Below are 24762 nucleotides of genomic sequence, written 5' to 3'. Positions count from 1 at the left end.
GAGCATTCTGAACGAAGTGTAATGAGGTGTGTCGGGCGTGACGGCTGAAGCAGGCGAACAACCCCGCCAGGACGGAAATCTTCGTGGACTGGCCCTGGCCGTGGTTCTGGCGGCCACGACACTCCTTGTGTTGCGGCTCATGGGGCGCCTGCCCATCTGTGCCTGCGGAACGATCAAGTTCTGGCATGCCCCGGTGTGGAGCAGCGAGACCTCCCAGCACCTGAGCGACTGGTACTCGCTCTCCCACATCATTCACGGCTTCATCTTCTATGGCGTGCTCTGGCTTCTCGCCCGCGACTGGAGTTTCGGGAGCAGGCTGGCAGTCGCCGTAGCAATCGAAGGCGCGTGGGAGATCCTCGAGAACAGCAGCTTCATCATCGACCGCTATCGCGAAGCCACTGTGTCCCTGGATTACTACGGCGACAGCATCGTGAACTCCGCAAGCGACCTGCTTGCGATGGCTGTGGGCTTCTGGCTGGCCTCCCGGCTGCCCGTCTGGCTGACGATCCTCATTGCCTTCGGCTTCGAACTGCTCGCTGCCGCCGTCATCCGTGACAATCTCACGCTGAACGTCATCATGCTGATTTGGCCCATGGACTTCATCAAGCAGTGGCAGATGGGCGCTTAATTCATTGAACTGCGGGTCTTATCGTCCATAGACCGGATGCGCTGGCTCGATAAGGTAATGAGGCCAGAGCGATCCGTACTTCTGGCCATAGACAAGAACCCGGCAAAGATTACCCGAGACCGAAGTTACAGGGCCTTCGCGTCCATCCGGGATGATGACCACCTGCCCCACTTCGCACCAGTTGCCCGGCGTAGGCTGAAGCGGAACGGCATTGCCCGCCAGAGACAGCATGATGAAAACGATCGCACCGGTCATGGCGGCATTGAAACCCGGCCCGCAGACAGAATCAAGACGTCCGCAGAGCCGATGGTGGCCTTCCGTAACGCTGGCGGAAGTTTCGCGAGAACAGCGGCAGAGAGGAGAACCCGCAGGCGACCGAGATTTCACGCATGCCCATGGTTGAATAGGTGATCAGCCGTTCCGCCTTCTCGAGCCTGAGCTTCAGGTAAAAACCCATTGGCCTCTCGCCCAGCTTCTCATGGAACAAGCGTTCCATCTGGCGGACCGAAATTCCTGCAACATCGGCCAGCGCCGGTGCATCGAGCGGGTCTTCCCCCTGCTCTTCCATGGCCGTGATGATCTTCAGGAGCCGCGCATCGGTCGTCCCATAGCGTGCCGCCGCCGGAAGCCTCGCCTGGGACGGTTGTTCGACGGAGCGGAAATGTACCAGTTGGTCCGCCACCAGAACGGCAAGCGGACGGCCGAGCAGCCTGCCGATCCAGTCCAGCATCATGTCGATGGCCGCGGCGCCGCCCGCGCAGGTCATGCGGTCGCGGTCGGTCACATAAAGAGATTGCTCCACCTGAACCTTCCGATAGCTCTCGCGAAAACCGGGAAGGCTCTCCCAATGGCAGGTGGCGCGATAATCGTCGAGCAGCCCCGCCTCCGCAAGCAGGAATGGCCCGGTATCGATAGCGGCCAGCAGCACGCGCTTCCGCGCGAGTCCCTTGAGGACGGAGATCATGGGCCGGGTATTTCCCTTTTCCGGTTCATAGCTGGCAGAGATCACCACCATGTCCGGCTTGCCGATGTCTCCCAGTCCGCCCGACACCGAAACGGGAATGTCATTGGACGCTGCCACCGGTTGTCCATCGCCTGAGACGAAGCGCCAGGAGAAGGTCGGACCCGCAAAGCGGTTGGCCACCCTCAGGGGCTCGAGCGCCCCATAAAGCGCAATCATCGAGAACTTGGGGACCAGAAGGAAGACGACATCGTATCGAGCCATGGCGGGAAAAGAAAACTGAATGGCGAAAAAAGTCAAATGTCGATTTATCAGCCGTCCTACTGTCGCGCCACCAAAAGGAGGATTCCATGCAGTCCAAAGTCATCATCACCTGTGCGGTCACCGGCGCGGGCGACACCGTCGGCAAGCACCCGGCCATTCCGGTGACCCCGGAGCAGATCGCCAATTCGGCACTCGAAGCAGCCTCCGCCGGCGCCACAATCGTTCATTGCCACGTCCGCGAACCATCGACAGGCAAGGGCTCGCGCAAGGTGGAATACTACCGCGAGGTGATGGAACGCATCCGCGACAAGAACAAGGACGTCATTATCAACCTCACCGCCGGCATGGGCGGCGACGTGGAAGTGGGCTCCGGCGCCAAGCCGCTCGACTTCGGCCCCGGCACCGATTGCGTCGGCCCCGAGGAGCGCCTGATCCATGTGAAGGAACTTCGCCCGGAAATCTGCACGCTCGACTGTGGCACGCTCAACTTCGGCGATGGCAACACCATCGTGATCCAGACCCCGGCCCAGCTCCGCGAGCAGGCGAAGCTCATCATGTCTTATGGTGTGAAGCCCGAAATGGAGATTTTCGATTCAGGCAACCTGTGGTTCGGCAAGCAGCTTGTCGCCGAAGGCCTGATTCAGGACCCGCCGATGTTTCAGCTCTGCCTGGGCATCCCGTGGGGAGCCCCCTACGATACCGAGACGATGGCCTATCAGAAGGCGCAGCTTCCCCCCAATGCCGTCTGGGCCGCCTTCGGCATCGGCCGGAACGAGTTCCCCGCAGTCGCGCAGGCCGTCCTGCTCGGCGGCCATGTGCGCGTTGGCCTTGAGGACAATCTCTGGCTTGAGCGCGGCGTCCACGCCTCGAACGGCACGCTGGTCGAGAAGGCCGTGAAGATCATCGAACTGCTTGGCACGAAAGTCGCCTCGCCGGACGAAGGCCGCGAGATCCTCAAGCTCGCACCGAGGAAGAAGTAACATGGCCGCTCCGAAATCCATCAAGACCGTCGGCATCGCAGGAACCGGCCTTATCGGTGCGGGGTGGGCCGCGCGCCTGCTGTTCCGCGGCTTCAACGTCATCGCCTATGATGTGTCCCCCACAGCGGAAGAACGCCTCAAGGCGCAGATCAAGACAGCCTGGCCGTCGCTTGAAGCACTCCTCGGCAAGCCGGTGAAGAAGGGCAAGCTCACCTTCACCACCGACCTGAAGGAGATGGCGTCGAAGGCCGACTTCATCCATGAAGCGGCGCCCGAGCGCGAAGACCTCAAGATCAAGCTGTTCCGCGACATCGACGCGGTGGCCGCACCTCATGTCATCATCGCTTCATCGTCCTCGGGCTTCCTGCCGAGTAACCTGCAGAGCCAGTGCAAGCACCCCGAACGCGTGATCATTGGCCACCCGTTCAACCCCGTCTACCTGCTGCCGCTGGTCGAGACGGTTCCGGGCGAGAAGACATCGGAAGACGCGATGCTGCGTGCCGGGGTCTATTTCGAGTCGATCGGCATGCAGGTCCTCAGGCTCAAGCGTGAGATCATGGGCTATGTCTGCGACCGCCTGCAGGAAGCCCTCTGGCGCGAGGCGCTGCACATCCTGAACAAGGACATCGCGACCACCGGCGACATCGACGACTCGATCGTCTATTCCGCCGGTATGCGCTGGGCCTTCATGGGCTCGTTCCTCACCTATCATGTGGCCGGCGGCCCCGGCGGCATGCGAGACTTCATCAAGCAGTTCGACCCGACGCTGGAGCTCGACTGGACCGACCTCAAGTTCCCCAAGTGGAACAAGGAGCTGGAAACCCGTCTTGTCGAAGGCTGCGAAGCGCAAGCTGCGGGTCGCAAGGTCTCCGAGATCGAAGCCAAGCGCAACGCGGTTCTGGTCGACATGATGAAGGTCTTCAAGAAGCACAAGATCGGTGCCGGACTGGTCCTGGACCGCGAGATGAAGGCCCGGAAGAAGACTGCGAAGGCCAAATCCTGATGTTGTCCTCACCGGGCTTGTCCCGGTGACCCATTGTGCCGCAATCTCGAAGGCAGAACGGAACGAACCATAGGTTCCCGCAATGAATGCGGGAATGACAATGACAGTCTTGGAGGGACCATCACATGCCACAGCAACGCGTCATGATCACCGCCGCCGCCGACGGCATCGGCAAGTCCATCGCCCGCGCCTTCGCGGCCGAGGGCGCAAAGGTCCACATCTGCGACGTGAACGAGGCCGCGCTGACGAAATTCCGCGAGGAATTCCCCGACATCGCAGCAAGCCGCGTGAACGTCCGGAACGAGGGCGAAATCGACGCCTGGTTTGACGACGCGCTGGAGGACTTGGGTGGCATCGACGTCTTCGTGAACAACGCCGGCATCAAGGGCCCCACCGCTCCGGTGGAAGATATCGAATTGGCCGACTGGAAGGAATGCATCGAGATCTGTCTCGACTCATACTTCCTCTGCGCAAGACGCGCCGCACCAGTGATGAAGGCGCAGAAATCCGGCGTCATCATCAATATGTCTTCCAATGCCGGCCAGCATGGCTTCGGCAATCGCACGCCCTATGCGGCTGCCAAGTGGGGTGTCATCGGCCTCACCAAGTCGCTCGCCATCGAACTGGGCCGCTACAACGTCCGCTGCAACGCCATCTGTCCGGGGTCTGTCAAGGGTGACCGCATCAACCGCGTGATCCAGGGTGAGGCCGACGTACGCGGCGTTGACTTCGACGTGGTGGCGAAGGAAATCGTCGGCAACCAGTCGCTCGAGCGCCTCACCGAAGCGCATGAGGTTGCCGCCCTCGCGGTGTACCTCGCCTCCCCCCAAGCCTTCATGATCACCGGCCAGGACATCGCCATCGACGGCCATGTCGAGACCTTCCACATCAAGTGAGTTAGTAGATGGATTTCAACCTCACCGAAGAACAGCAGATGATCGTCAAGACGACGCACGATTTCGTCGTCAACGAACTTTATCCGCACGAGTCCGAAATCGAGGAGACGGGCGTGCTCCGCCACGATCTCCGCGACGAGATCAAGAAGAAGGCCATCGAAGCCGGATTATATGCCGCCAACATGCCCGCCGAAGTGGGTGGTGCCGGCCTGGATACGCTGACCTGGGTTTTGTACGAGAAGGAACTGGGCCGCGCCAACTATGCGCTGCACTGGACCTGCGTCGCGCGTCCCTCGAACATCCTGATGGCCTGCGAGGGCGAGCAGCGTGAGAAATATCTCTTTCCGGCCGTGCGTGGCGAGAAATCCGATTGCCTCGCCATGACCGAGCCCGGCGTCGGCTCCGACGTGCGCGGCATGAAGACCTTCGCCAGGCAGGATGGTGACGACTTCATCATCAACGGCACCAAGCATTTCATCAGCCATGCCGACGAAGCGAGCTTTGTCATCCTGTTTGCCGCGACCGGCGAAGAGGATACGCCGCGCGGCAAGAAGAAGCTGATCACTGCCTTCCTGATCGACATGGGAACGCCCGGCTACACGGTTCGCCCCGGCTACAAGAACGTCTCGCACCGCGGCTACAACAACTGCATCCTCGAATTCAACGATTGCCGCGTGCACAAGAGCCAGGTGCTTGGCGAAGTCCACAAGGGATTCGAAGTGGCGAACGACTGGCTGGGCGCGACCCGCCTTCAGGTCGCGGCCACGTGCATCGGCCGCGCCGAGCGCGCGCTGGAACACGCCAAGCAATATGCGGTGGACCGCCAGCAGTTCGGCCAGCAGATCGGCAAGTTTCAAGGGGTGAGCTTCAAGCTCGCCGACATGGCGCTCGAATGCAAGGCAGCCGAACTGCTGACGCTGGAAGCCGCATGGAAGTTCGACAACAAGACCGTGACCGATATGGACATGGCAATGGCCAAGCTTAAAGCCACCGAGATGCTGGCCTTCGTCGCCGATGAAGCGATCCAGATCCACGGCGGCATGGGTCTGATGAGCGACCTGCCGCTGGAGCGCATCTGGCGGGACGCAAGGGTCGAGCGCATCTGGGAAGGCACCTCTGAAATCCAGCGCCACATCATTTCCCGCGCGCTGCTGCGGCCGCTGGGAGGGTGACAAACTTCCCTTCTCCCCTTTCGGGAGAAGGTGGCGCGAAGCGCCGGATGAGGGGAGTTCAATGCCGGCCCCTCACCCGTCATGCTTCGCATGACACCCTCCCCGCGAGGGGAGAGGGACAGGAACGAAAGCTGAATGACCAAAGATCTCTCTCGCCTTCTCAACCCGAAGTCCATCGCCTTCATCGGCGGCAACGAGTGTGCCGTTGCGATCAACCGCACGCGTGAACTTGGCTTCACCGGGAAGATTTATGCGGTCCACCCGAAGCGCGAGGAACTGTCCGGCATCCCCACGTTCAGGTCGGCGGACGAGATTCCGGAACCCGTTGATGCCGCCTTCGTCGCAGTGAAACGCGAACCCACGATCGAGATCGTCCGTGCACTGAGGGCCAAGGGCTGTGGCGGCGCTGTGATCTATGCGGCTGGTTTTGCAGAAACCGGCAATTCCGATCTTCAAGACGAACTCCTGAAAGCTGCCGGCGGCATGCCGCTGATGGGCCCAAACTGCTATGGCTTCGTCAACACGCTGTCGCGCGCGGCGCTCTGGCCCGATGAGACCGGGTTGGAGCCTGTCGAGCGCGGCGTGGCCTTGATCACGCAGTCTGGCAACATCGCCTGCAACTTCACCATGCTGATGCGGGGCCTGCCTGTAGCTGCCGTCTTCTCGATTGGCAACCAGGTCGACGTCGGCATGCATGACATGGTGGAGACGCTTTCCGCCGACAAGCGCATTTCGGCGATCGGCCTCCATGTCGAAGGTCTCCCCGATGTCGCCGCCTTCGCGCGTGCCGCGGCGCTCGCCCGCCAGCGCAAGGTACCCATCGTGGTGTTGAAGACTGGCCGCTCCGAACAGGGTGCCAAGGTTGCGATGAGCCATACATCTTCCCTCGCCGGAGCCGACACGCTTTATGACGCGCTCTTCGAGCGCTATGGCGTGGCCCGCATGAAGTCGGTCTCGGCTTTCGCGGAAACGCTGAAGTTCCTCCACAACGGCGGTCCCATTGCCGACTCGCGCCTCGTCTCCATGAGCTGCTCCGGCGGTGAGGCCGCGCTCGTCGCCGACATGGCGCTTGAAAAGAAGGTGAGCTTCCCGCCCTTCAATGCCGAGACGAAACCGCAGGTCGCAGCGACGCTCAACGAATATGTCGCCATCGATAACCCCCTCGACTACCACACCTTCATCTGGAACCAGCCCGATAAGCTGAAAGCCACTTTCACTGAAGTGCTGAAGGGCGGCTTCGACGTCGCCATGGTGATCCTCGATACGCCAACCCACCCCAAGATGAAGCCCGACGCCTGGGCCACGACGGCCCGCGCACTGGTCAACGCCTCGCAGGCGACGGGAGCGCGTGCCGCAGTGGTAGCCACACTCTCCGAAGGCATGCCGCTCGATCTTGCGTCGGAACTTTCCACAAGCGGCGTTGCGCCCATGATGGGGCTCGACGATGCGTTGACGGCATTCGAAGCCGCCGCCTTCATCGGCCGCAACTGGGCCCGCGCCGATGCTCTGCCGGAGATGCTGGCGCCCACCGTGAAGGGCGGCAACGCGCGTGTCCTCAGCGAGCACGATGCCAAGCAACTCCTGAAGCGCCACGGCCTCAGCGTTCCCGAGGGCATTGTCTGCAATGCTGCTGATGCCGTCGCCGCGGCTGCAAAGCTCGGCTATCCCGTAACGCTGAAAGTGTCCTCCGCCGCCATCGCCCACAAGACCGAAGCAGGTGGTGTGGCGCTGAACCTCAAATCCGCAGCAGATGTCGAAGCCGCCGCCCAGCGGATGGCGAAGCTCTCAATAGACGTTCTTGTCGAACGCATGGTAACGGGCGCCGTCGCTGAACTCATCATCGGCCTGACCTCCGATCCGCAATACGGAACCGCACTCGTTGTTGGCGCAGGCGGCATCCTCACCGAGTTGCTGAAAGACTCGGTGACGCTTATCCTTCCCACGTCGCGGCCCGAGATCGAGCGTGCGCTAAAGACACTGAAGGTCTGGAAGCTGGTCGAAGGCTTCCGGGGAAAGTCGGGTGACAAGGACGCGGTCATTCGCGCCGTGGAAGCCGTCGCCGCTTTTGCTGATGCTCATCGCGGACTCGTGGAGGAACTCGACGTGAACCCCCTGCTCGTTCTGCCCGACGGCGCTGTCGCCGTCGATGCCCTGATCAAGATGAGGACCACATGACCGGACCCATTCACACCACCCGCCGCGGCCGCGTTCTGGAAGTGCGCATCGAGCGTGGCAAGGCCAATGCCATCGATGCCGCGACGAGCCGCATCATGGGCGACATCTTCGCCTCCTTCCGCGATGACCCGGAGCTGCGCGTCGCCATCCTCACCGGCACGGGCGAGAAATTCTTCTGCCCCGGCTGGGATTTGAAAGCGGCTGCGGAAGGCGAGGCTCCTGACTCGGACTATGGCGTCGGCGGCTTCGGCGGATTGCAGGAATTGCCTGGCCTTAACAAACCCGTCATCTGCGCGGTGAACGGCCTTGCCTTCGGCGGCGGCTTCGAGATCATGATCTCGTGCGACATCATTATCGCGGCGGACCATGCGACCTTTGCGCTCCCCGAAATCAATTCAGGCACGGTTGCCGATGCCGCCTCCATCAAGCTGCCGCGCCGCATCCCCTATCATGTCGCCATGGAGATGCTGTTCACCGGCCGCCGCATCGACGCAAAGGAAGCAAAGCACTGGGGCCTCATCAACGAGATCGTTCCCGCGGACAAGCTTATGGACCGCGCCCGCGAAGTCGCCGACCAGCTGGCAGACGGGCCTCCGCTGGTCTTCGCCGCGATCAAGGAGATCACCCGCGACACCGCGCACCTGCCCGTGCAGCAGGCCTTCGACATGGTGACCAAGCGCAAGCTGAAGACCGTCGATCTTCTCTATTCGAGCGAGGATCAGCTCGAAGGTGCGAAAGCCTTCGCCGAGAAACGCAAACCCCAGTGGAAGGGGCGCTAAGCCTCATGACCTTCGATTTCACCGCCAAGCGCATCCTCGTCACCGGCGGCACGCGCGGCATCGGACGTGCTGCCGTCGAGGCCTTTCTCGATGCAGGCGCACGCGTGGCGGTGAACGGACGAACGGAAGCCTCGACTCTCAAGGCGCTCGCCACACTCAGCACGGAAGCCGTGCCCGCGCCGGGCGATGTGGCCAAGGCCGGCGACTGCCGGAAGATCGTGGCGGCCGCCATTGCCGAACTGGGCGGCCTCGACGTTCTGGTGAATTGCGCCGGGATAGCCAATGGCGGTCCGATGGAGGAGGTCACCGAAGAAGACTGGGATCAGGCGCTGGACATCAATCTCAAGGGCACCTTCTTCTGCACGCAGGCCGCCCTGCCGCATCTTCGCGCCTCGAAGGGCAATGTCGTCAACCTCGCGTCTGACGCAGGCCTTATCGGCGAAGTGGGCCTCGCGGTCTATTGCGCGTCGAAGGGCGGCGTCGTGAACCTCACGCGCGCCCTAGCGCTGGAACTCGCACCCGGCATTCGCGTCAATTGCGTCTGTCCCGGCTATGTCGATACCGACATGGTCCGCCGCGACGTGATCGACGCCTCCGATGATCCCGCCACGACTGAGGCGGCACTCGCCAACTCGGCTCCGCTGAGGCGCATCGCCGAGCCTCAGGAAATCGCGTCGGCCATTCTCTATCTGGCGTCGGACCACGCCCGCTTCATGACTGGCTCAGCACTTCAGATCGACGGCGGCACCACGGCGGGCCATCCGCGCACCAGCCCATAAAAAAAGCCCCGGGTTTTACACCAGGGCCTCAGTCGGAGAGGACGTTCAGCCGAGCAGCCAGTGGCGGCTGCTCTGGCGGATGCGGGCCTGCTCGCTTTCGAGTTCCTCAAACGAGGGAACCTGCTGCGCCGAGGCGGCAAGCGCGGTCAGCGTCCGGCGCACGGCGCTTTCAACATCGGCCCACAGGCTGACGGGCGACGTGGCGGTTGCGGTGTGGCGGGACATGATCTTCAATCTTTCTTTTTTGTTAACAATTGAACTGAAGCTAAGATACGCCTTGCTGAAGGCTTCCACAAACGACGAGTTCTATGTTAATCTTCAAGAGTAATTTGAGGATCGCACATGTTGCGCCACATTCCGGGCCTGCAGTCCCTGAAGGCCTTTGACGCCGCCTGCCGCCACCTGAACTTCACCCGTGCGGCGCAGGAACTGAACGTCACGCCTGCTGCGGTGAGCCATCAGATCAAGGAACTGGAGGAATCCGTGGGTGTCCCGCTCTTTCAGCGCACCAGCCGCCACATGCAGTTGACGCGGCAGGGGCAGATCCTCAAGCCTGCGGTATCCGATGCCATTGACGGCCTCTCCCACGCCCTCCAGCGCATCCGCCAGGCCGATAACCCGATGCAGGTGCGGGTCACCGCCTCGCCCTCGATCGCCGCCAAATGGCTGGTGCCCCGCCTCGACAGGTTCCTCGAATCGATGCCGGGAGCCGATGTCCGGATCGACGTCTCCGCCGCCCCGCTCGACTTCGACCGCGAGGACGTGGACGTGGCGATCCGGTTTGGAGAAGGCAATTATCCCGGCCTCGTTGTGGAGAAGCTCTTCCACGATACGCTGTTTCCGGTCTGCAGCCCTGAAATCCTGATCGGCCGGAAGCCGCTGAAGGAACCGCGTGACCTTCTCCAGTTCACCTTGATCCACCTCGAATACGAGGCGCAGGGTGCCGTCTGGCCCAACTGGCGCATGTGGATGCTGGCGGCCGGCATCAAGGACTTCAACGATTCGCGCGGCCTTCACTTCAGCCAGACCTCATTGGCGCTTCAGGCCGCCATCGACGGCCATGGCGTGGCTCTGGGCGATTCGACGCTGGTGAAGGACGATCTGGCGGAGGGGCGCCTCGTCAAGCCCTTCGAGCTGGCGCTCCGGAGCCCCGCACAATTCGCCTATTACCTCATCACGCGCCGGGATACGTCCGACCGGCCCATGACAAGGGCCTTCCGCGACTGGATCATTTCTGAAGCAGCCGCCAGCCAGCCATGAGAGCCGCCGCCGCGACCGTCGCCGCCGCGACCGTCGCCGCCGAGGCGAACGACACAGCGAAGAATCCATGCGCATCATAGACCGGCCCATAGATCGCCCCCGCCGTGCCAAGCGAAACATAGGTGGTGAACGAGAACAGGCCCATCACCGTGCCGCGCATCCGGGGCGAGAGGGAGCCCATGTATGAGACCAGCGCCGTCATGCAGAAGTGGTTGGCGAGGCCCCAGACAAAGGGATAGAGCGCCACTGTCATGATGGTCTCCGCCATGAAGGGCAGGATCACATAGTTGAAGCCCACCAGCACCAGCCCCAGGGGCAGCACGTTGGCCGGCCCCTTGCGGTCGATCCACTTGTCGAAGACGACGCCGAAGCCGAAACCCAGACCGTAGCTGAGCGAGATGGTGCCGCCGAGCCATGCGCCCGCCCCGTGCAGCTGCCGCACATGGTCGCCGATGAACGTGTAGGTCTGGTAGAAGCCGATCATGTAGGCGAAGGTCGAGAGATAGCCGGTCCAGGCTCCGGGGAGCCGCAGCACGTCGCCATAACGCACACGCTCGCCATCGCCATGGCTTTCCACCCTTGGCAGCAATGCGCCCGCCAGCGTCATGGCGGCAGCGACGGCGCCGACTGCCATGAAGGTGCCGCGCCAGCCCAACAGGCCGGATAGAATGGCAGCCAGCGGCACGCCGCCCACCATCGCCACGGACCAGCCGAACAGGACCTTTCCCATGTCCTGAGAGCGCCGCTCGGGAGGAGCGATGTCTCCAGTCAGCGCATAGGTCGCCGGAATGATAACACCGGATGCGAGCCCGGCGACAAGTTGCGCGGCGGCCACCACGCGCCAGTCCCATGCGAAGCCGCAGAGGAACAGCGAAACCGCCAGCACCGCGAAGGCGATGCGGATGGCGCCGCGCTTTGGCCAGTGACCAAGCTGCGGAGCCGCAATCAAGGCCGCCGAGGCCACGCCAACGCCATAGGCAGCGGCGGCGAAGCCAACTTCCTTTGGCCCCGTTCCAAGACCGCTGGCGATATCCGTCAGCAACGGCGACAGCATCAGCGCCTGAATGCCGACCGCAGCGATGGAGAGCGTGAGGAGGAGAAGCGGCGTCCGCTCGCTGGGAGTCATTCCGGCGCCAGCGCGGGATGCGCTTCGAATACGCCGGTTGGCACCTGCTCATAGTCGATGATGGCACCCGTCATCATCCGCCCCGACGGCGATATGAGATAGGCCATCAGCCCTGCCACATCGTCGGGCACGATAAGACGGCCCGATGGCATCCGCCGCCCGATCTCGTCGGCCCAGTTCACCGGCATGCCATGAAACGACGTCTGCAGGGCCTGTTCGCCGTCGGTGTGAACCCAGCCCAGATTGATGGCGAAGGCGCGGATGCCCTCGCGCTTGACCGTATTGGCGACCGAGCGCGTGAGCGTGTTGAGCGCGGCCTTGGAAGCCGAATAGGTGGCAAGGTTGGGCGGGCCGCCATGGGCCAGCATGGACGAAACGTTGATGATGGTGCCGGACCGAGCCAGCCGCATCACCTTCACCGCCTCCTGCATCATGAAGAGCGCTGCCCGCACGTTGACGCCGAACAGCCGCTCGTAGGCTTCAGGCGTCGTATCATCAAGGCCGCACCGCTCTGTATTGCCGGCGGCATTCACCAGCACATCAAGCTGGCCGAAGGCTGAAACCGTGGCCCCGATAGCGCGGGCAGACAGCGTCACGTCCATCAGGTCGCCCTCCAGAACCTCGACGCGACCGAGGCTCTTGAGCTTTTCGGCACTCTCCCTCAGCTTTGCGCCGTTGCGGTCGAGCAGCATGACGCCGCCGAAGCCCAGTTCAAGGAACCGCTTTGCCGTTGCAAAACCGATGCCCTGCGCCCCGCCCGTAATGAGCGCAATCCTGCCGTCCGCCATGAAATTCTCCCCGAAGTGCGGAGAACCTTCTATTGGCTCGCGGTCGCACCTCCAAGCCCCCTTGCCATGAGCGGCAAGCAGGGCTGCGGTCAGTCGCCCGCGGCCTCCTTCTCGACGACTGACTCAAGGTTGGAGAGGCCCTTTTCGTAGTCGCCACCGATCAACCGATCAAACATGAGGCCCATCCATCGGTTCATTACGCCGTCCAGCTTGGCCTGAAAGTCCCAGGTCACCAGCGTGCCGCCATCCGCCGGTTGAAGTGTCATCGTCGAAAGGGACTGGCCCATCTCTCCAAAATCAACATCTGTGACGATCTTCTGGTTAGGCACCAGTTCGGTGATGGTCTGCGTTCCCTTTCCGACATTGGGATCGTTCGAGGCCCAACTCATCTTCTGGCCCACGCCGCCCTGGTCCGGACCCTCGAAACGATAAACCGTCTCAGGATCGAGCGACGCCCAGGGCGACCATTCATTGAAGCGCCTGAGATTGCCCGCGATGGCGAATATCTGCTCAGGTGAAGCATTGATCACCTTTGCCCGGCTGACCCTCGCCTCAGGTGGCAGCAGATAGGCGCCGCCCACCAGCGTCACCACCGCCACGATCAGAATCAGCACGATTCCCTTGATGATCGATTTCGCCATGCCGCCGTCCTCTCTGAACTCGTGGTCAATTCTAGCGCCTTGGAGACTTGTCGCAACGCATAAGGAGAAGGCCTCCATACGGCATGGTCGTGGCTCCCCTGCTCCCGTCACGCTTGTTTCGGGACGACGGATCGCGCAATCTGACTCCCATCATGAGTGCATCGCTGTTTACCGCCGACTTCAAGCCCCGTCCCTTCTGGTGGGAGGCCCACCAACCGACGCCACTGCCCGAGATTGCGCTCCCGAAAAACGTTCGCGTAGCTATCGTGGGCGCGGGCTATGCGGGTCTCAACGCCGCGCTCGAACTTTACCGCGAAGGCATCGATTGCATCGTGCTCGATGCCAACGAGCCGGGTTTTGGCGGTTCGTCCCGCAACGGCGGCATGGTGTCGGGCGGCGTCAACGTCGGCAAGCGATACATGGCGAAGGCCATGGAGGAAGACGAGGCAGCGCCCTATCTCGCCGACGCTGCCGACGCTTTCAGCCATGTCGAAAACCTCATTGCGCGCGAGAAGATAGACTGTGGCTGGACACGCACCGGATACTTTCTCGGCGCATGGTGCAAGAGCCATTACGACGGCATGGTCAAGAAAGTCGACATGCTGAACCGTGCCGCCCGCTCCGAGGCCTATATCGTGACGCCGGAACGCCAGCGCGAGGAAATCGGCTCCGACTATTATCGTGGAGGCATGGTCGTGGGCCGCGCTGGTCATCTCCATCCGGCGCTGTTCTTCAAGGGACTGCTCGACCTTTGCCAGACGCGGAACATCCCCATTGCCTCGAAGACGCCGGTAACCAAGCTCACGCAATCAGGTTCCGGCTGGCAGGTGGAAACGCCCCGTGGCACGATCGAGGCCGGGGACGTCATCATCGCCACCAACGGCTACACGGGCGACGTGACGCCAGAACTGAAGCGCCGCGTGGTGCCCGTCGGCTCCTACATCATCGCCACCGAGGAACTCGATCCGGCAATTGCCGCCTCGATCAGTCCGAAGAACCGTTCGATCGCCGATACCCGCCGCGTGCTGACCTATTATCGCATGTCGCCGGACGGCAAGCGCCTGATCTTCGGCGGACGCGCCAAGTTCGGCCACACCGATCCCGTCGAGACGGCTCCCATCCTCCACGGCTTCATGCTCGACCGCTTCCCGCAATTGAAGGGAACTCGGATCACCCATGCCTGGACCGGCAACGTCGCCTTCACGCTCGACGAGGTGCCGCACATGGGCAAGCTCCAGAACATGCATTATGCGCTGGGCTGCAACGGCTCGGGCGTCGCCATGATGAGCTATCTCGGCCACCAGACGGCGCGCAAGATCGCTGGCAAGGTCAACCGGGTGTGCGCCTTCGACCGCCCGGAGTTCCCCGATCATGCGATGTACAACGGCTCGACCTGGTTCCTGCCATGGATCGGCCGCTACTTCCGCACGCGGGACTGGATCGACCGCCGCTTCGGATGAACACTCTCTTTGAGACGCGCCGCCTGGTCGCCCGCCGCTTCCTGCCAAGAGATATCGAAGCATTCGTCGCCATGCGAAACGACCCGGAGGTGGCCCGCTACCAGTCATGGGAGAGCTATTCGGAAGCCGAAGGACGCGCCTTTCTGGAAGACCTGGCCCGCCTCCATCCCGGCTGTCCGGGCTGGTATCAGGTGGCCCTCGAGGACAAGGCGACGGGCCGTTTCGTGGGCGATTGCGGAATCCGGATCATGGAACACGAACCGCGGCTTGCCCAGATCGGCTACACCATCGCGCGAGACGGGTGGAACCGGGGCCTCGCCACCGAAGCTGTTGGCGGGCTGGTGGACTACATGTTCGCGGCCTTCCCCCTCCACCGCATCACCGCCTCCGCCGACCCGCGCAACGCCGCATCATGCCGCGTGCTTGAAAAGGCGGGCTTCGTGAAGGAAGCCCATTTCCGGCAGAGCGAATGGTTCAAGGGCGAATGGGCGGACGATGTGGTCTATGCGCGGCTGCGGTCGAATCCGTAGTGGCGGTGCAGACGAAAAAAACCAGCCCGGGGCTCTAACCGCACTTGGTCAGCCGCACTTGGCCTGCATCCGCCACTTCGAGCCTGAATAGGCGGCCTCGTTCTGCAGCCGGCCCTTCTGGCCATCGGGACAGGCGAAATAGCCGAGCGACGAGGTGGCCACAGCTATCGCATCCTTCTTCTGGCCGGAACTCATGCCCGAAACCGCCATGTCATAGACGCCGCTGCCGCGCGGGCTGAAGTCCAGCCGGTAGGTCTTGCCATTGTAGAAGATCGGCTCCGAGCGCGGCGGCCATTGCACCGCCTCCGGCTTGTCATTGGTGATCCGCACGTCGGATCCGGACTTGCAGGCCGCAAGAGCGAGCCCGATGACGGCCAGCAGCGCGAAGCGATTCAATGTGGTGTTCATTCCGCGCCTTATGCCTTCCAAGTCTCGACCGGGCAAGCATTGCGACGTATAGAGGCGGCATCATGACAGATTTCGATCCAGCCTCCCTTCTCGTTCCCCGCACCCAGTCCGCCGACGAAGGCCCGATCGTCCGCATGGCCCAGAAGGCCCGCGACATGCGTGGCCGGGGCGTCGACGTCGTCAGCCTCACGGTGGGTGAGCCCGATTTCGACACGCCCGACAATATCCAGGCCGCCGCCACCGCCGCCATGAAGGCGGGTTTCACGCATTACTCCCCCGTCATGGGCATTCCTGAATTGCGGACTGCCCTGTCGAAGAAGTTGAAAACCGAGAACGCCCTCGACTACGGCCCCAATGAAATCTGCGTCGCCAACGGCGCCAAGCAGGCGATTGCCAATGCCGTGCTGTCGATCATCGACAAGGGCGACGAGGTCATCATGCTGGCGCCCTTCTGGGTGTCCTATGAAATCGGCGTGCGCTTTGCAGGCGGCACGCCGGTGGTGCTCCATGCCAGCGTCGAGGAAGACTACAAGGTCCCGGCCCGCCGCATTGCGGAGGCGGTGACGCCCCGTACCAAGCTGCTGATTCTCAACACGCCATCGAATCCGACAGGAGCCGTGTGGACGAAGGCCGAACTCGAAGAGATTGCGAAAATCATTCTCGCACACCCGCGCATGATGGTGCTCTCGGACGAGATCTACGAATATATCCTCTTCGGCGGCCAAATGGTCTCGATCGGCACTCTCCCCGGCATGCGCGAGCGCACCATCACGGTCAACGGCTTCTCCAAGGGCTTCGCCATGACCGGCTGGCGGCTGGGTTATGCCGCTGCGGTGGAACCGATCGCCAAGGCAATGGGCCGCATGCAGGGCATATTGTCGGCGGGCGCAAACCAGTTCGTGCAGCGCGCCGCAGTCGCCGCACTCGAAGGCCCGCGTGATGAAGTGGAGCGCATGCGCCTGCGTTATCTGGCCCGCCGCGACATGGTGTTGAACGGGCTGCGCGCCATTCCGGGCATGAAGATCGGCGACATTCCGGCCACCTTCTACGCCTTCCCCGATGTGTCCGCCCTTCTCGGCAAGAAGGCCGGCAATCATGTCATGGATACGACTGACCGCCTCTGCGACTGGCTGCTCGACGAACACGCCGTCGCCACCGTTCCTGGTGGAGCCTTCGGCGCGCCGGGCTCGATCCGCCTCTCCTTCGCCTGCAGTGAAGCCGAGATCGAAAAGGCCATTGCGCGGTTGCAGAAAGCCTTGTCCTCGCTTCTCTGATCTTGCGGAATCCAGCACGGCAATCACCCTGTCGAACATCCGTACGCTGAAAAATATTCCGGAAAGATGCAGGTTGACGCAGCGCCTCCGCAAGTTGCAAGCTGCCGATTGGGAATGAAGCCTCAGCTAACAAAATGAGAACTGAGGAGAAACGAAATGCCCAATCTAGGACGGCTGGCCCGGTTCGGGGCCTTTGTCTCGATCGCCATTGCGAGTGTGTTCGTGGCCGGGGCGGCGATTGCCGAACCCGATCAGGGGTCCATCGCCCGGGGCGGCAAGCTTTATGACAAGTGGTACAAGGTCTTGAAGGTCGACGCCCCCAAGGAATCTCATAAGCTCTACCCCGCCAGCAACAAGAAATATGCCGAAGATGCAGCCAGCAACTGGCGCTGCAAGGAATGCCATGGCTGGGACGGTCTGGGTGCAGATGGCGCCTACGCCACGGGGAGCCATGCGTCGGGAATCAAGGGCATCAACGGGATGAAAGGCGGCGACCCGGCCGCGGTGGTCGCACTTCTCAAGGCCGATGCCCATGGCTATGGCGACAAGCTGGCAGAGCAAGATCTGAATGATCTGGCCAACTTCGTCGTCTATGGCCGGATCGACTGGTCAAAATACATTGCCGACAAGAAGTCGACAGGTGACGCGGAAGCTGGAAAGCAGGTCTTTGTCACAGCTTGCATCGGTTGCCATGGAGCGGAGGGGAAACTTCCCACAGGAATGCCTCCCCTGGGTTCGCTTACCTCCAACCCATGGGAGGTCATGCACAAGATCCTGAATGGCCAGCCGGGCGAAGTGATGCCCGCTTTGCGCGCGATCGACCATCAGATCTCGGCCAACGTTCTCGCCTACCTGGGAACGCTTCCAGCCGAGTAAATGGGGGCAATGGTTCGGCCTCATCGATCTGCACATCAGGAAAGCTGAACGCCAGACCTCACCGGGTCTGGCGTCAAGGCCATCACGGCGCGTGCCCGGTGCTGACCGCGCCCGCATCACTCAACGGAGTTCACCATCATGTCTCTTCTGCGCCGTCTCTGGGGCTGGTTCTGGCGCCCCTCCGCCTCCTGGAGTCTCGGAGCGCTTCTCGTCGTCGGCGGTCTCGGCGGCATCATCTTCTGGGGCGGCCTCAACACGGCGATGGAGAAAACCAACACCCTGGAGTTCTGCATTTCCTGTCACGAGATGCAGAGCACAGTCTATGAGGAATACAAGAAGTCGGTTCATTTCAGCAACGCGTCGGGCGTGCGCGCCATCTGCTCTGATTGCCACGTCCCGAAGGACTGGACCCACAAGGTCATCCGCAAGATCCAGGCGACAGGCGAACTCTACCACCATCTCGCAGGCACCATCGACACACTCGAAAAATTCGAGGCCAAACGCCCGGAGCTCGCAGCCCGCGTCTGGACCGCCATGAAGGCCACGGACTCAAGGGAATGCCGGAACTGCCACAGCTTCGAGAGCATGGCCTTCCACAAGCAGACCGCGCGCGCTTCGGAGAAGATGCAGGAAGCGATGAAGACGGGAGAAACCTGTATCGACTGCCACAAGGGCATCGCTCACAAGTTGCCCCCCAGAGACGACTGAGGGCCGCATCGCTGCGGCCCCCAACACGTTCATTTGCCTGTCGTCACTCCGCCGCCTTGGGCATGGGCGTCACATCGTTCGCCGGGGCCGCCACGACTGCATGATCGAGAACGTCCGACGCGTTCTCGAGGTCATGCATGTGGCGGCGGTCGCGGGCGACGTAGGAATAGATCGCCGGCGTGATGAACAGCGTGAACATCGTGCCGATGGTCATGCCCGCCGCGATGACGACGCCGATGTCGAAGCGGCTCCTGGCGCCAGCGCCATCCGCGATCAGCAGCGGCACGACGCCGATCACCATGGCGGCGGTCGTCATCAGGATGGGACGGAGACGCGTGGCGGCAGCTTCCTTGATGGCCGTGTTCTTGTCATAGCCCATCGTCTCCTGCAGCTTGTTGGCGAACTCCACCATCAGGATGCCGTGCTTGGCGATGAGGCCGATCAGGGTCACGAGGCCGATCTGCGTATAGATGTTGATCGTGCCGGAGCCTAAGTTGATCGGCGGATTGTTCTGCATCGCGCCGTTCACCTCACCCAGGATGAACAGCACAAAGAGCGCGCCGAACACCGTTGCAGGTAGGCCGATCAGGATGATGAACGGATCGCGGAAGCTTTCGAACTGTGCTGCGAGAACGAGATAGATCAAGAGCAGCGCGATGGCGAAGGTGACGGCCAGCGTGTTGCCTTCCTTCACGAACTGCCGGCTCTCGCCCTTGAAGTCATAGGCCATGCCCTGCGGCATGATCTCGTCGGCCTTCTGTTGCAGGAAGGCGATGCCCTCGCCGATGGTGCGGCCGGGGAACGGCACACCCTGCAGCATGGCTGAGTTCAACTGCTGGAACGTCGCAAGCCCGTTGGGCTGCACCGACTGGCTCACCGTCGTGAAGGCGGAGAGCGGCACCATGGTGCCATCAGTGGCACGCACTTTGTACTTCATGATCTGGTCGATCGACTCGCGTTCGGTGCGCGGCACCTGCGGGATCACCTGATAGCTGCGACCCTGCACAGTGAAGCGGTTGACGTTATTGCCGCCCAGCAATGTGGCGAGCGTTGCGCCCACGTCCTGCATGGTCACGCCCAGCTTGTTGGCGCGGTCCTTGTCGACGATCAGTTCAACCTGCGGGGTCTGGAAGCGGAGGTCGGCGTTGGTGAAGATGAAGAGCCCGCTCTTCATCGCCTCGTTCTTCAGCGTGTCCAGCACTTCAGCCAGCCGCGTGTAGTCACCCGGATAGGTAAGCACGAACTCGATCGGCAGATCGCCAGCGCCCACCGGAATGGCGGAGGGCGCGGTCGCGAAGATGTTGACGCCCGAGACAGCCTTGAACTTCGGCTGCAACTCGCCCATCACTGACAGGTCGGAGCGTCCGCGCTCGCCCCACGGCTTCAGGATCAGCCCCATGAACGCCGAGTGGGAATTGGGAAACCCGTTGATGGCGAAGAGGTTCTGCTTCTCAGGAATCTTGAGGAAGGTTTCCGTCAGATCGTCGGTATAGGTCGTCAGGTAGTCGAGGTTGGTGTGCTCCGGCGCGTTGACGAAGGCGAAGAGAACGCCCTGGTCCTCAGCCGGTGCAAGCTCGCGGTTGATCGCGTTGTAGAGAACAGCAGACAAGCCGATGGTGAGCACAGCAATCCAGGCAAATACCGCGCGTTGCTTGATCGTGCCGTCAAGCCTCCGCCGGTAGAAGCGCTGCAGCCCGCCGAAGACGCGCTCGACGAGGCGGCCGAACCACGAGAGCTTCGCGTGCGGCTTCAGCATCTTCGACGTCATCATCGGAGATAGCGTGAGCGCGATCACGCCTGACACGATGACGGCACCCGCCAGCGTGAACGCGAATTCGCGGAACAGCGCGCCTGTGAGGCCCGCCGTGAAACCGATCGGCGCATAGACCGCCGCCAGCGTGACCGTCATGGCGATGACGGGACCGGTGATTTCCCGCGCGCCCTTGATGGCGGCGTCGAACGGTTGCATGCCCTCTTCGATGTGACGGTGAATGTTCTCTACGACGACGATGGCGTCATCGACCACGAGACCGATGGCCAGCACCAACGCTAGCAGCGTCAGAAGGTTGATGGAATAGCCGAAAGCCACGAGCACCAGCGCCACGCCGATGAGCGACAGCGGAATGGTGACGACCGGAATGATGGTCGAGCGGATGTTGCCGAGGAACAGGAAGATGACGACGATGACGATGGCGCCCGCCTCGAGCAGCGTCTTGCCAACTTCCTCGATCGAGGCATTGATGAACTCGGTCGCGTCATAGGCGATGTTCGCTTCAAGGCCCGATGGCAACATGCGCTGGATTTCCGGCATGGCGTCGCGGACGCTCGCGATGACGGTGAGCGGGTTAGCATCGGGCGTGGTCTGCACGCCCATGAACACGGCCTTGAGGCCGTCGAAGGCGGAAGTCGAGCCATAGTTCTCAGGCCCGAGATCGATCTGCGCCACCTGCCCCAGCCGGATCACCGTGTCGCCGCGCGTGGCGACGACAAGCTGGCCGAACTGCTCCGGCGTTTCGAGCGATGTCTGGGCGTTGATGTTCTTCTGCGTGAAGTCGGCCTTGATCTCTCCCGCGGCAGTGGTGAAGTTGTTGGCGGCGAGCGCCTGGCGCACGTCGAGCGGCGTGATGCCAAGCGACGCCATCTTGTCGGGATCGAGCCATATCCGCATGGCGAAGGTCGAGCCGCCAAGAATATCGGCTGCAGCCACGCCTGAAATCGCCTGCAGCTTCGGCCTCACCACGCGGTCGAGGTAATCCGAGATCTGCGGCGAACTCATCTGCTCGCTCTTGAAACTGATGTACATCAGCGCGAAGCCGGCACCCGTGGTGCGCTTCACGACCGGATCATTGGCTTCCTCGGGGAGCACGCCCTTCACTTCGTTGACCTTGGAGAGCACGTCGGCCAGCGCGCGGTCGGCATCGGCGTCGAGCCTGAGCTTCAGCGTGATGGTGGAGATGTTCTGCGAGGACTTGGACTCGATGATGTCCACGCCCTCAGTCGAGGCCACCGCCTGCTGCAGCGGCGTGGTGATGAAGCCCTTGATCTGGTCGGCGTTGGCGCCGGGATAAACCGTCGTGATCTCGATCTTGGTGTCTGACACCTCCGGGAACTGACGAATTGGCAGTTGCAGCACGGCCTGGATGCCGGCGAGCAAGATGAGAAGGCTGACCACGGTCGCAAGGACCGGGCGCTTCACGAAGATGTCTGTGAAATGCATCGGGCCGGTCCTTATTGTATGGTGCTCGTATCCTGGAGCTTCATGGCGATCGAATTATCGATCACCACCTTGCTGCCCTGATCGATCTTGTTCTGGCCTGCGGTGACGACCTGGTCGCCGGGCTTCAGCCCGTTCTCGATCGAGATTCTGCCGTCGCGCACGGACCCCGTCTTCACGAAGCGGCGCTCGATGTCATAGACAGGAGCAGCGCCCTCTTCCTTGGGCTGCTCCTTGGCAAGCGCCGCCACCAGCACATTGTCGCCATAGAGCGAGAACGTCACGGCCGTTTGCGGAACCGTAACGACCTGCTGCGGCTCACCGGAATCGACCAGCACATTGGCATACATGCCCGGCACAAGTTTCTTGTCCGCATTGGCGATTTCTGCCCGGACCGTGATCATGCGGCTCGAGTCGGAGACCCGCGCGTCGGTCGTCACGATCTTGCCAGCGAAGCTCTCGCCCGGATAGGCGTTGAAGCTCGCGGTGATCTTCTGGCCCATGCTGATCCGGCCATAGTCGGCCTCGGTCACGGTGAAATCGACAAAGATAGGATCGATCTTCTGCAGCCACACGATCTTCTGGCCGGGCGCCAGATAGCTGCCGAGCGCGATGTCCTTGATGCCCACGCGTCCATCCCATGGTGCGTAGATGAACTTCTGGGCCACTTCCGCGCGGCGGCGGTCAAGCGTTGCCTGCAGCACGCGCTCGCGGGTCTTGAGCGTGTCGAGCTCGGTGCGCGCCACGATGCCCTTGTCGGCCAGCGCCTCGCGGCGCTTCAGTTCCTTGTCGTTGTTGGCCTGTTCGGCCTGGATGCTGCGAATGTCAGCTTCCTCGGTCGCGGTGTCGAGCTTCACCAGCAGCGTGCCCTTGCTGACATCCTGCCCGGACTCGAAGTTGAGTTCCTTGACGATGCCCCCCACCTGGGGCGTCACGTCGATGCCCTGAAAGGCCGTCAGCGTGCCGATGCCGGCAATCTGCGGCTGCCATGAATCCGTGCGTGCCGGCTCCGCCGAAACCGTTTCCGGCGGGCGCGGCGAATTCATGATGATCCCTGCGATCATCTTCGGCTTGAAGTCGAAGGCATAGAAAGCAATGGCCCCGCCCAGTCCGCCGAGGAGGACAGTGACCAAAAGGAGATAGAGTATGCGCCGTATCATGTGCTTCGTTCCCAGTCTTACTCGGCCGCCTGCGCCGTCGCCGGGCGCAGCAGTTCAGCCTTCTTTTCTTTCAGGACGTTGACAGCTGCTGTCAGCACTGCCTCGCCGTAGTCCGCCACGAAGCGCGCACCCGCATGGGGCTGCTCCGAACACCTGCATTCCGCGATACGCGCCAGATCCTGGTTCAGGTCAGCCAGCTGCTTGTCCACGGCCGCAATCATCACGTCGCGGTTGATATATTGCTGCAGCAGCATCTGAAACAGAAACTCGGACTTGTACTTATCGCGCGCCGGCGTCACCGCAATCGACTTCGCCAGGGCCACGCGCCCTGCTTCCGTGATCGCATAAACCTTCTTGTCGGGCTTGCCCGACTGTTCCTCGGCCCGGACCGTGACCAGCCCTTCGCCAGCCAGTTGCGTGAGCGCCGGGTAGATCGAGCCGAAACTCGCCTCGATGAAGTGGCTGAACAGCCCCTCCTCGATGTCCTTCTTGATCTCGTAGCCCGACGCCTCTCCGGTAGAGAGCACGCCAAGGCAAAGCGTTCTGACGTTCATGTAAATGCTGGTCCGATATATGGCGGTCCGATAGATGCCGGGCCGATATATATCGGACTGGCATAGGCTTCAAGGCCTGATCTGCCACGGACTTGTCCACTCCCGCGCTTGTGTTCGAAAAATGATCTGTTTATGAAGGCTTAACGGCAGCCGAAATGTGCGCCAGACAAAGAGAAACACAGGGGGGCTCATGGAGTATTTTCTCCAGCAGCTGATTAATGGTCTGACCTTGGGGTCCATTTATGGGCTCATCGCCATCGGCTACACGATGGTCTACGGCATCATCGGTATGATCAACTTCGCCCATGGCGATGTGTTCATGGTTGGTTCCGTCGCGGCCTTTCTGGTCGTGCTCGGAATGGGTCTCACGGGCGGCAGCGGCGTATTGGTGATACTCTTCTCGCTCATCCTCGTGGCGGCCATCGCCATGGTCGTGGCCTCGGCCTACAACTGGACGATCGAGCGCCTCGCCTACAAACCATTGCGCGGCTCGTTCCGCCTGGCACCGCTGATTTCCGCCATCGGCATGTCGATCGTGCTGCAGGAATTCGTCCGCGTGAACCAGGAGGGCCGGCCGAAGCCGGTGCAGCCCATTGTCACGGGCGGCTACGAACTGATGGAGAGGGCAACTGCTTCCGGTGAGTTCATCGTCCGCCTCACCAACATGCAGATCCTGATCATCGTCTCGACGCTCATCATCATGGCCGTCTTCACCCTCCTCATCCAGAAGACCTCGCTCGGCCGCGCTCAGCGCGCCTGCGAGCAGGACCAGAAGATGGCAGCCCTTCTGGGCATCGATGTCGACCGCACGATTTCGATCACATTCATCCTGGGTGCGGCCCTCGCGGCCTTCGCCGGCCTCATGTTCTTCCTCTACTACGGCGTCACCGATTTCTTCGTGGGCTTCCTCGCCGGCATCAAGGCCTTCACGGCGGCGGTGCTGGGCGGCATCGGCTCGCTGCCGGGCGCCATGCTGGGCGGCCTGGTGATCGGCCTCATCGAAACCATGTGGTCAGCCTATTTCACTGTCGAGTACAAGGATGTCGCCGCCTTCACGGTGCTGGTCGTGGTCCTGATCTTCCTGCCCCAGGGGCTGCTGGGCAAACCTGAAGTCGAGAAGGTCTGA

Annotated in this window: 25 protein-coding genes; 15 read left to right on the top strand and 10 right to left on the bottom strand. The window is 62.1% G+C overall.

Going from position 1 to position 24762, the window contains the following annotated elements; genetic code table 11:
- Window positions 1–37: 37 nt before the first annotated feature.
- Complete coding sequence (locus ACEW8Q_RS07465; RefSeq protein ID WP_373503427.1) at window positions 38–628, top strand: DUF2585 domain-containing protein; 591 nt, start codon at window positions 38–40, stop codon at window positions 626–628.
- An 18-nt stretch (window positions 629–646) separates the two neighbouring features.
- Here ACEW8Q_RS07465 and ACEW8Q_RS07460 read toward each other — a convergent pair whose 3' ends face one another.
- Both ACEW8Q_RS07460 and ACEW8Q_RS07455 read right to left on the bottom strand, forming a co-directional pair.
- Entirely contained in the window at window positions 647–883 is a 237-nt protein-coding gene (locus ACEW8Q_RS07460) for a hypothetical protein (protein WP_373503426.1), read from the bottom strand.
- A 31-nt stretch (window positions 884–914) separates the two neighbouring features.
- Window positions 915–1853 carry a GlxA family transcriptional regulator gene (locus ACEW8Q_RS07455; RefSeq protein WP_373503425.1) on the bottom strand — a complete coding sequence of 313 codons (939 nt, stop codon included), beginning with the start codon at window positions 1851–1853 and terminating at the stop codon, window positions 915–917.
- An 86-nt stretch (window positions 1854–1939) separates the two neighbouring features.
- Here ACEW8Q_RS07455 and ACEW8Q_RS07450 point away from each other — a divergent pair, with 86 nt between their 5' ends.
- From ACEW8Q_RS07450 to ACEW8Q_RS07420, 7 genes are all read left to right on the top strand, one after another.
- A complete protein-coding gene (locus tag ACEW8Q_RS07450; protein WP_373503424.1) occupies window positions 1940–2833 on the top strand; it encodes a 3-keto-5-aminohexanoate cleavage protein in 894 nt (297 codons plus the stop codon).
- The gene (locus tag ACEW8Q_RS07445) at window positions 2766–3836 is read left to right on the top strand and encodes a 3-hydroxyacyl-CoA dehydrogenase NAD-binding domain-containing protein (RefSeq protein ID WP_373503423.1); all 1071 of its coding nucleotides are present in this window, start codon (window positions 2766–2768) and stop codon (window positions 3834–3836) included. Before ACEW8Q_RS07450 ends, ACEW8Q_RS07445 begins: the two co-directional genes overlap by 68 nt.
- A 125-nt stretch (window positions 3837–3961) precedes the next feature.
- Window positions 3962–4732 (top strand): SDR family oxidoreductase, encoded by a 771-nt coding sequence (locus ACEW8Q_RS07440; protein WP_373503422.1) that lies wholly within the window; start codon window positions 3962–3964, stop codon window positions 4730–4732.
- A gap of 8 nt (window positions 4733–4740) precedes the next feature.
- Window positions 4741–5904, top strand: a complete 1164-nt coding sequence (locus ACEW8Q_RS07435) for an acyl-CoA dehydrogenase family protein (protein WP_373503421.1) — start codon at window positions 4741–4743, stop codon at window positions 5902–5904.
- A 135-nt stretch (window positions 5905–6039) separates the two neighbouring features.
- The gene (locus ACEW8Q_RS07430; protein WP_373503420.1) at window positions 6040–8079 is read left to right on the top strand and encodes an acetate--CoA ligase family protein; all 2040 of its coding nucleotides are present in this window, start codon (window positions 6040–6042) and stop codon (window positions 8077–8079) included.
- Window positions 8076–8858, top strand: coding sequence for a carnitinyl-CoA dehydratase (locus tag ACEW8Q_RS07425; protein ID WP_373503419.1), 783 nt, complete (start codon window positions 8076–8078; stop codon window positions 8856–8858). The genes ACEW8Q_RS07430 and ACEW8Q_RS07425 overlap by 4 nt, the downstream gene beginning before the upstream one ends.
- 5 nt (window positions 8859–8863) lie before the next feature.
- The gene (locus tag ACEW8Q_RS07420; protein ID WP_373503418.1) at window positions 8864–9637 is read left to right on the top strand and encodes an SDR family NAD(P)-dependent oxidoreductase; all 774 of its coding nucleotides are present in this window, start codon (window positions 8864–8866) and stop codon (window positions 9635–9637) included.
- Between the two features lie 45 nt (window positions 9638–9682).
- Here ACEW8Q_RS07420 and ACEW8Q_RS07415 read toward each other — a convergent pair whose 3' ends face one another.
- Entirely contained in the window at window positions 9683–9862 is a 180-nt protein-coding gene (locus tag ACEW8Q_RS07415; RefSeq protein WP_373503417.1) for a hypothetical protein, read from the bottom strand.
- A 117-nt stretch (window positions 9863–9979) separates the two neighbouring features.
- Here ACEW8Q_RS07415 and gcvA point away from each other — a divergent pair, with 117 nt between their 5' ends.
- The gene (gene gcvA, locus ACEW8Q_RS07410; RefSeq protein WP_373503416.1) at window positions 9980–10897 is read left to right on the top strand and encodes a transcriptional regulator GcvA; all 918 of its coding nucleotides are present in this window, start codon (window positions 9980–9982) and stop codon (window positions 10895–10897) included.
- Here the strand turns inward: gcvA and ACEW8Q_RS07405 are convergent.
- The 3 genes from ACEW8Q_RS07405 to ACEW8Q_RS07395 all read right to left on the bottom strand — a co-directional run bounded on the left by ACEW8Q_RS07405 (window position 10866) and on the right by ACEW8Q_RS07395 (window position 13452).
- A complete protein-coding gene (locus ACEW8Q_RS07405; RefSeq protein WP_373503415.1) occupies window positions 10866–12023 on the bottom strand; it encodes an MFS transporter in 1158 nt (385 codons plus the stop codon). The two genes, gcvA and ACEW8Q_RS07405, sit on opposite strands and share 32 nt — an antisense overlap.
- Complete coding sequence (locus ACEW8Q_RS07400; RefSeq protein ID WP_373503414.1) at window positions 12020–12811, bottom strand: oxidoreductase; 792 nt, start codon at window positions 12809–12811, stop codon at window positions 12020–12022. Before ACEW8Q_RS07400 ends, ACEW8Q_RS07405 begins: the two co-directional genes overlap by 4 nt.
- An 89-nt stretch (window positions 12812–12900) precedes the next feature.
- Complete coding sequence (locus ACEW8Q_RS07395) at window positions 12901–13452, bottom strand: SRPBCC family protein (RefSeq protein ID WP_373503413.1); 552 nt, start codon at window positions 13450–13452, stop codon at window positions 12901–12903.
- A gap of 152 nt (window positions 13453–13604) precedes the next feature.
- Between ACEW8Q_RS07395 and ACEW8Q_RS07390 the strand changes: the two genes are divergently transcribed.
- Both ACEW8Q_RS07390 and ACEW8Q_RS07385 read left to right on the top strand, forming a co-directional pair.
- Entirely contained in the window at window positions 13605–14912 is a 1308-nt protein-coding gene (locus tag ACEW8Q_RS07390; RefSeq protein WP_373503412.1) for an NAD(P)/FAD-dependent oxidoreductase, read from the top strand.
- On the top strand, window positions 14909–15442 hold the full coding sequence (locus tag ACEW8Q_RS07385; protein WP_373503411.1) for a GNAT family N-acetyltransferase: 534 nt from the start codon (window positions 14909–14911) through the stop codon (window positions 15440–15442). The genes ACEW8Q_RS07390 and ACEW8Q_RS07385 overlap by 4 nt, the downstream gene beginning before the upstream one ends.
- A 48-nt stretch (window positions 15443–15490) precedes the next feature.
- Here the strand turns inward: ACEW8Q_RS07385 and ACEW8Q_RS07380 are convergent, their stop codons facing one another.
- Window positions 15491–15850, bottom strand: a complete 360-nt coding sequence (locus ACEW8Q_RS07380) for a hypothetical protein (protein WP_373503410.1) — start codon at window positions 15848–15850, stop codon at window positions 15491–15493.
- 62 nt (window positions 15851–15912) lie between these two features.
- On the opposite strand from ACEW8Q_RS07380, the gene ACEW8Q_RS07375 reads away from it, so the two are divergent.
- The 3 genes from ACEW8Q_RS07375 to ACEW8Q_RS07365 all read left to right on the top strand — a co-directional run bounded on the left by ACEW8Q_RS07375 (window position 15913) and on the right by ACEW8Q_RS07365 (window position 18708).
- Complete coding sequence (locus ACEW8Q_RS07375) at window positions 15913–17124, top strand: pyridoxal phosphate-dependent aminotransferase (protein ID WP_373503409.1); 1212 nt, start codon at window positions 15913–15915, stop codon at window positions 17122–17124.
- 156 nt (window positions 17125–17280) lie between these two features.
- Window positions 17281–18000: a cytochrome c gene (locus ACEW8Q_RS07370; RefSeq protein WP_373503408.1), complete on the top strand. Its 720-nt coding sequence runs from the start codon at window positions 17281–17283 to the stop codon at window positions 17998–18000.
- A 138-nt stretch (window positions 18001–18138) separates the two neighbouring features.
- The gene (locus ACEW8Q_RS07365; protein WP_373503407.1) at window positions 18139–18708 is read left to right on the top strand and encodes a NapC/NirT family cytochrome c; all 570 of its coding nucleotides are present in this window, start codon (window positions 18139–18141) and stop codon (window positions 18706–18708) included.
- 43 nt (window positions 18709–18751) lie between these two features.
- Here ACEW8Q_RS07365 and ACEW8Q_RS07360 read toward each other — a convergent pair whose 3' ends face one another.
- Genes ACEW8Q_RS07360 through ACEW8Q_RS07350 form a run of 3 tightly spaced genes read right to left on the bottom strand, consistent with a single transcriptional unit; the run spans window position 18752 to window position 23636 of the window.
- Window positions 18752–21925 carry an efflux RND transporter permease subunit gene (locus ACEW8Q_RS07360; RefSeq protein WP_373503406.1) on the bottom strand — a complete coding sequence of 1058 codons (3174 nt, stop codon included), beginning with the start codon at window positions 21923–21925 and terminating at the stop codon, window positions 18752–18754.
- An 11-nt stretch (window positions 21926–21936) separates the two neighbouring features.
- Window positions 21937–23082 (bottom strand): efflux RND transporter periplasmic adaptor subunit, encoded by a 1146-nt coding sequence (locus ACEW8Q_RS07355; protein WP_373503405.1) that lies wholly within the window; start codon window positions 23080–23082, stop codon window positions 21937–21939.
- Between the two features lie 17 nt (window positions 23083–23099).
- Window positions 23100–23636 (bottom strand): PadR family transcriptional regulator, encoded by a 537-nt coding sequence (locus ACEW8Q_RS07350; RefSeq protein WP_373503404.1) that lies wholly within the window; start codon window positions 23634–23636, stop codon window positions 23100–23102.
- A 190-nt stretch (window positions 23637–23826) separates the two neighbouring features.
- On the opposite strand from ACEW8Q_RS07350, the gene ACEW8Q_RS07345 reads away from it, so the two are divergent.
- On the top strand, window positions 23827–24762 hold the full coding sequence (locus tag ACEW8Q_RS07345; RefSeq protein ID WP_373503403.1) for a branched-chain amino acid ABC transporter permease LivH: 936 nt from the start codon (window positions 23827–23829) through the stop codon (window positions 24760–24762).

This window comes from Aestuariivirga sp. (assembly GCF_041738905.1).
In the GTDB taxonomy this organism is placed as follows: Bacteria; Pseudomonadota; Alphaproteobacteria; order Rhizobiales; family Aestuariivirgaceae; genus Aestuariivirga.
The sequence above is the reverse complement of the archived record's forward strand: the minus strand, read 5'-3'. Positions and strand labels throughout refer to the sequence as shown.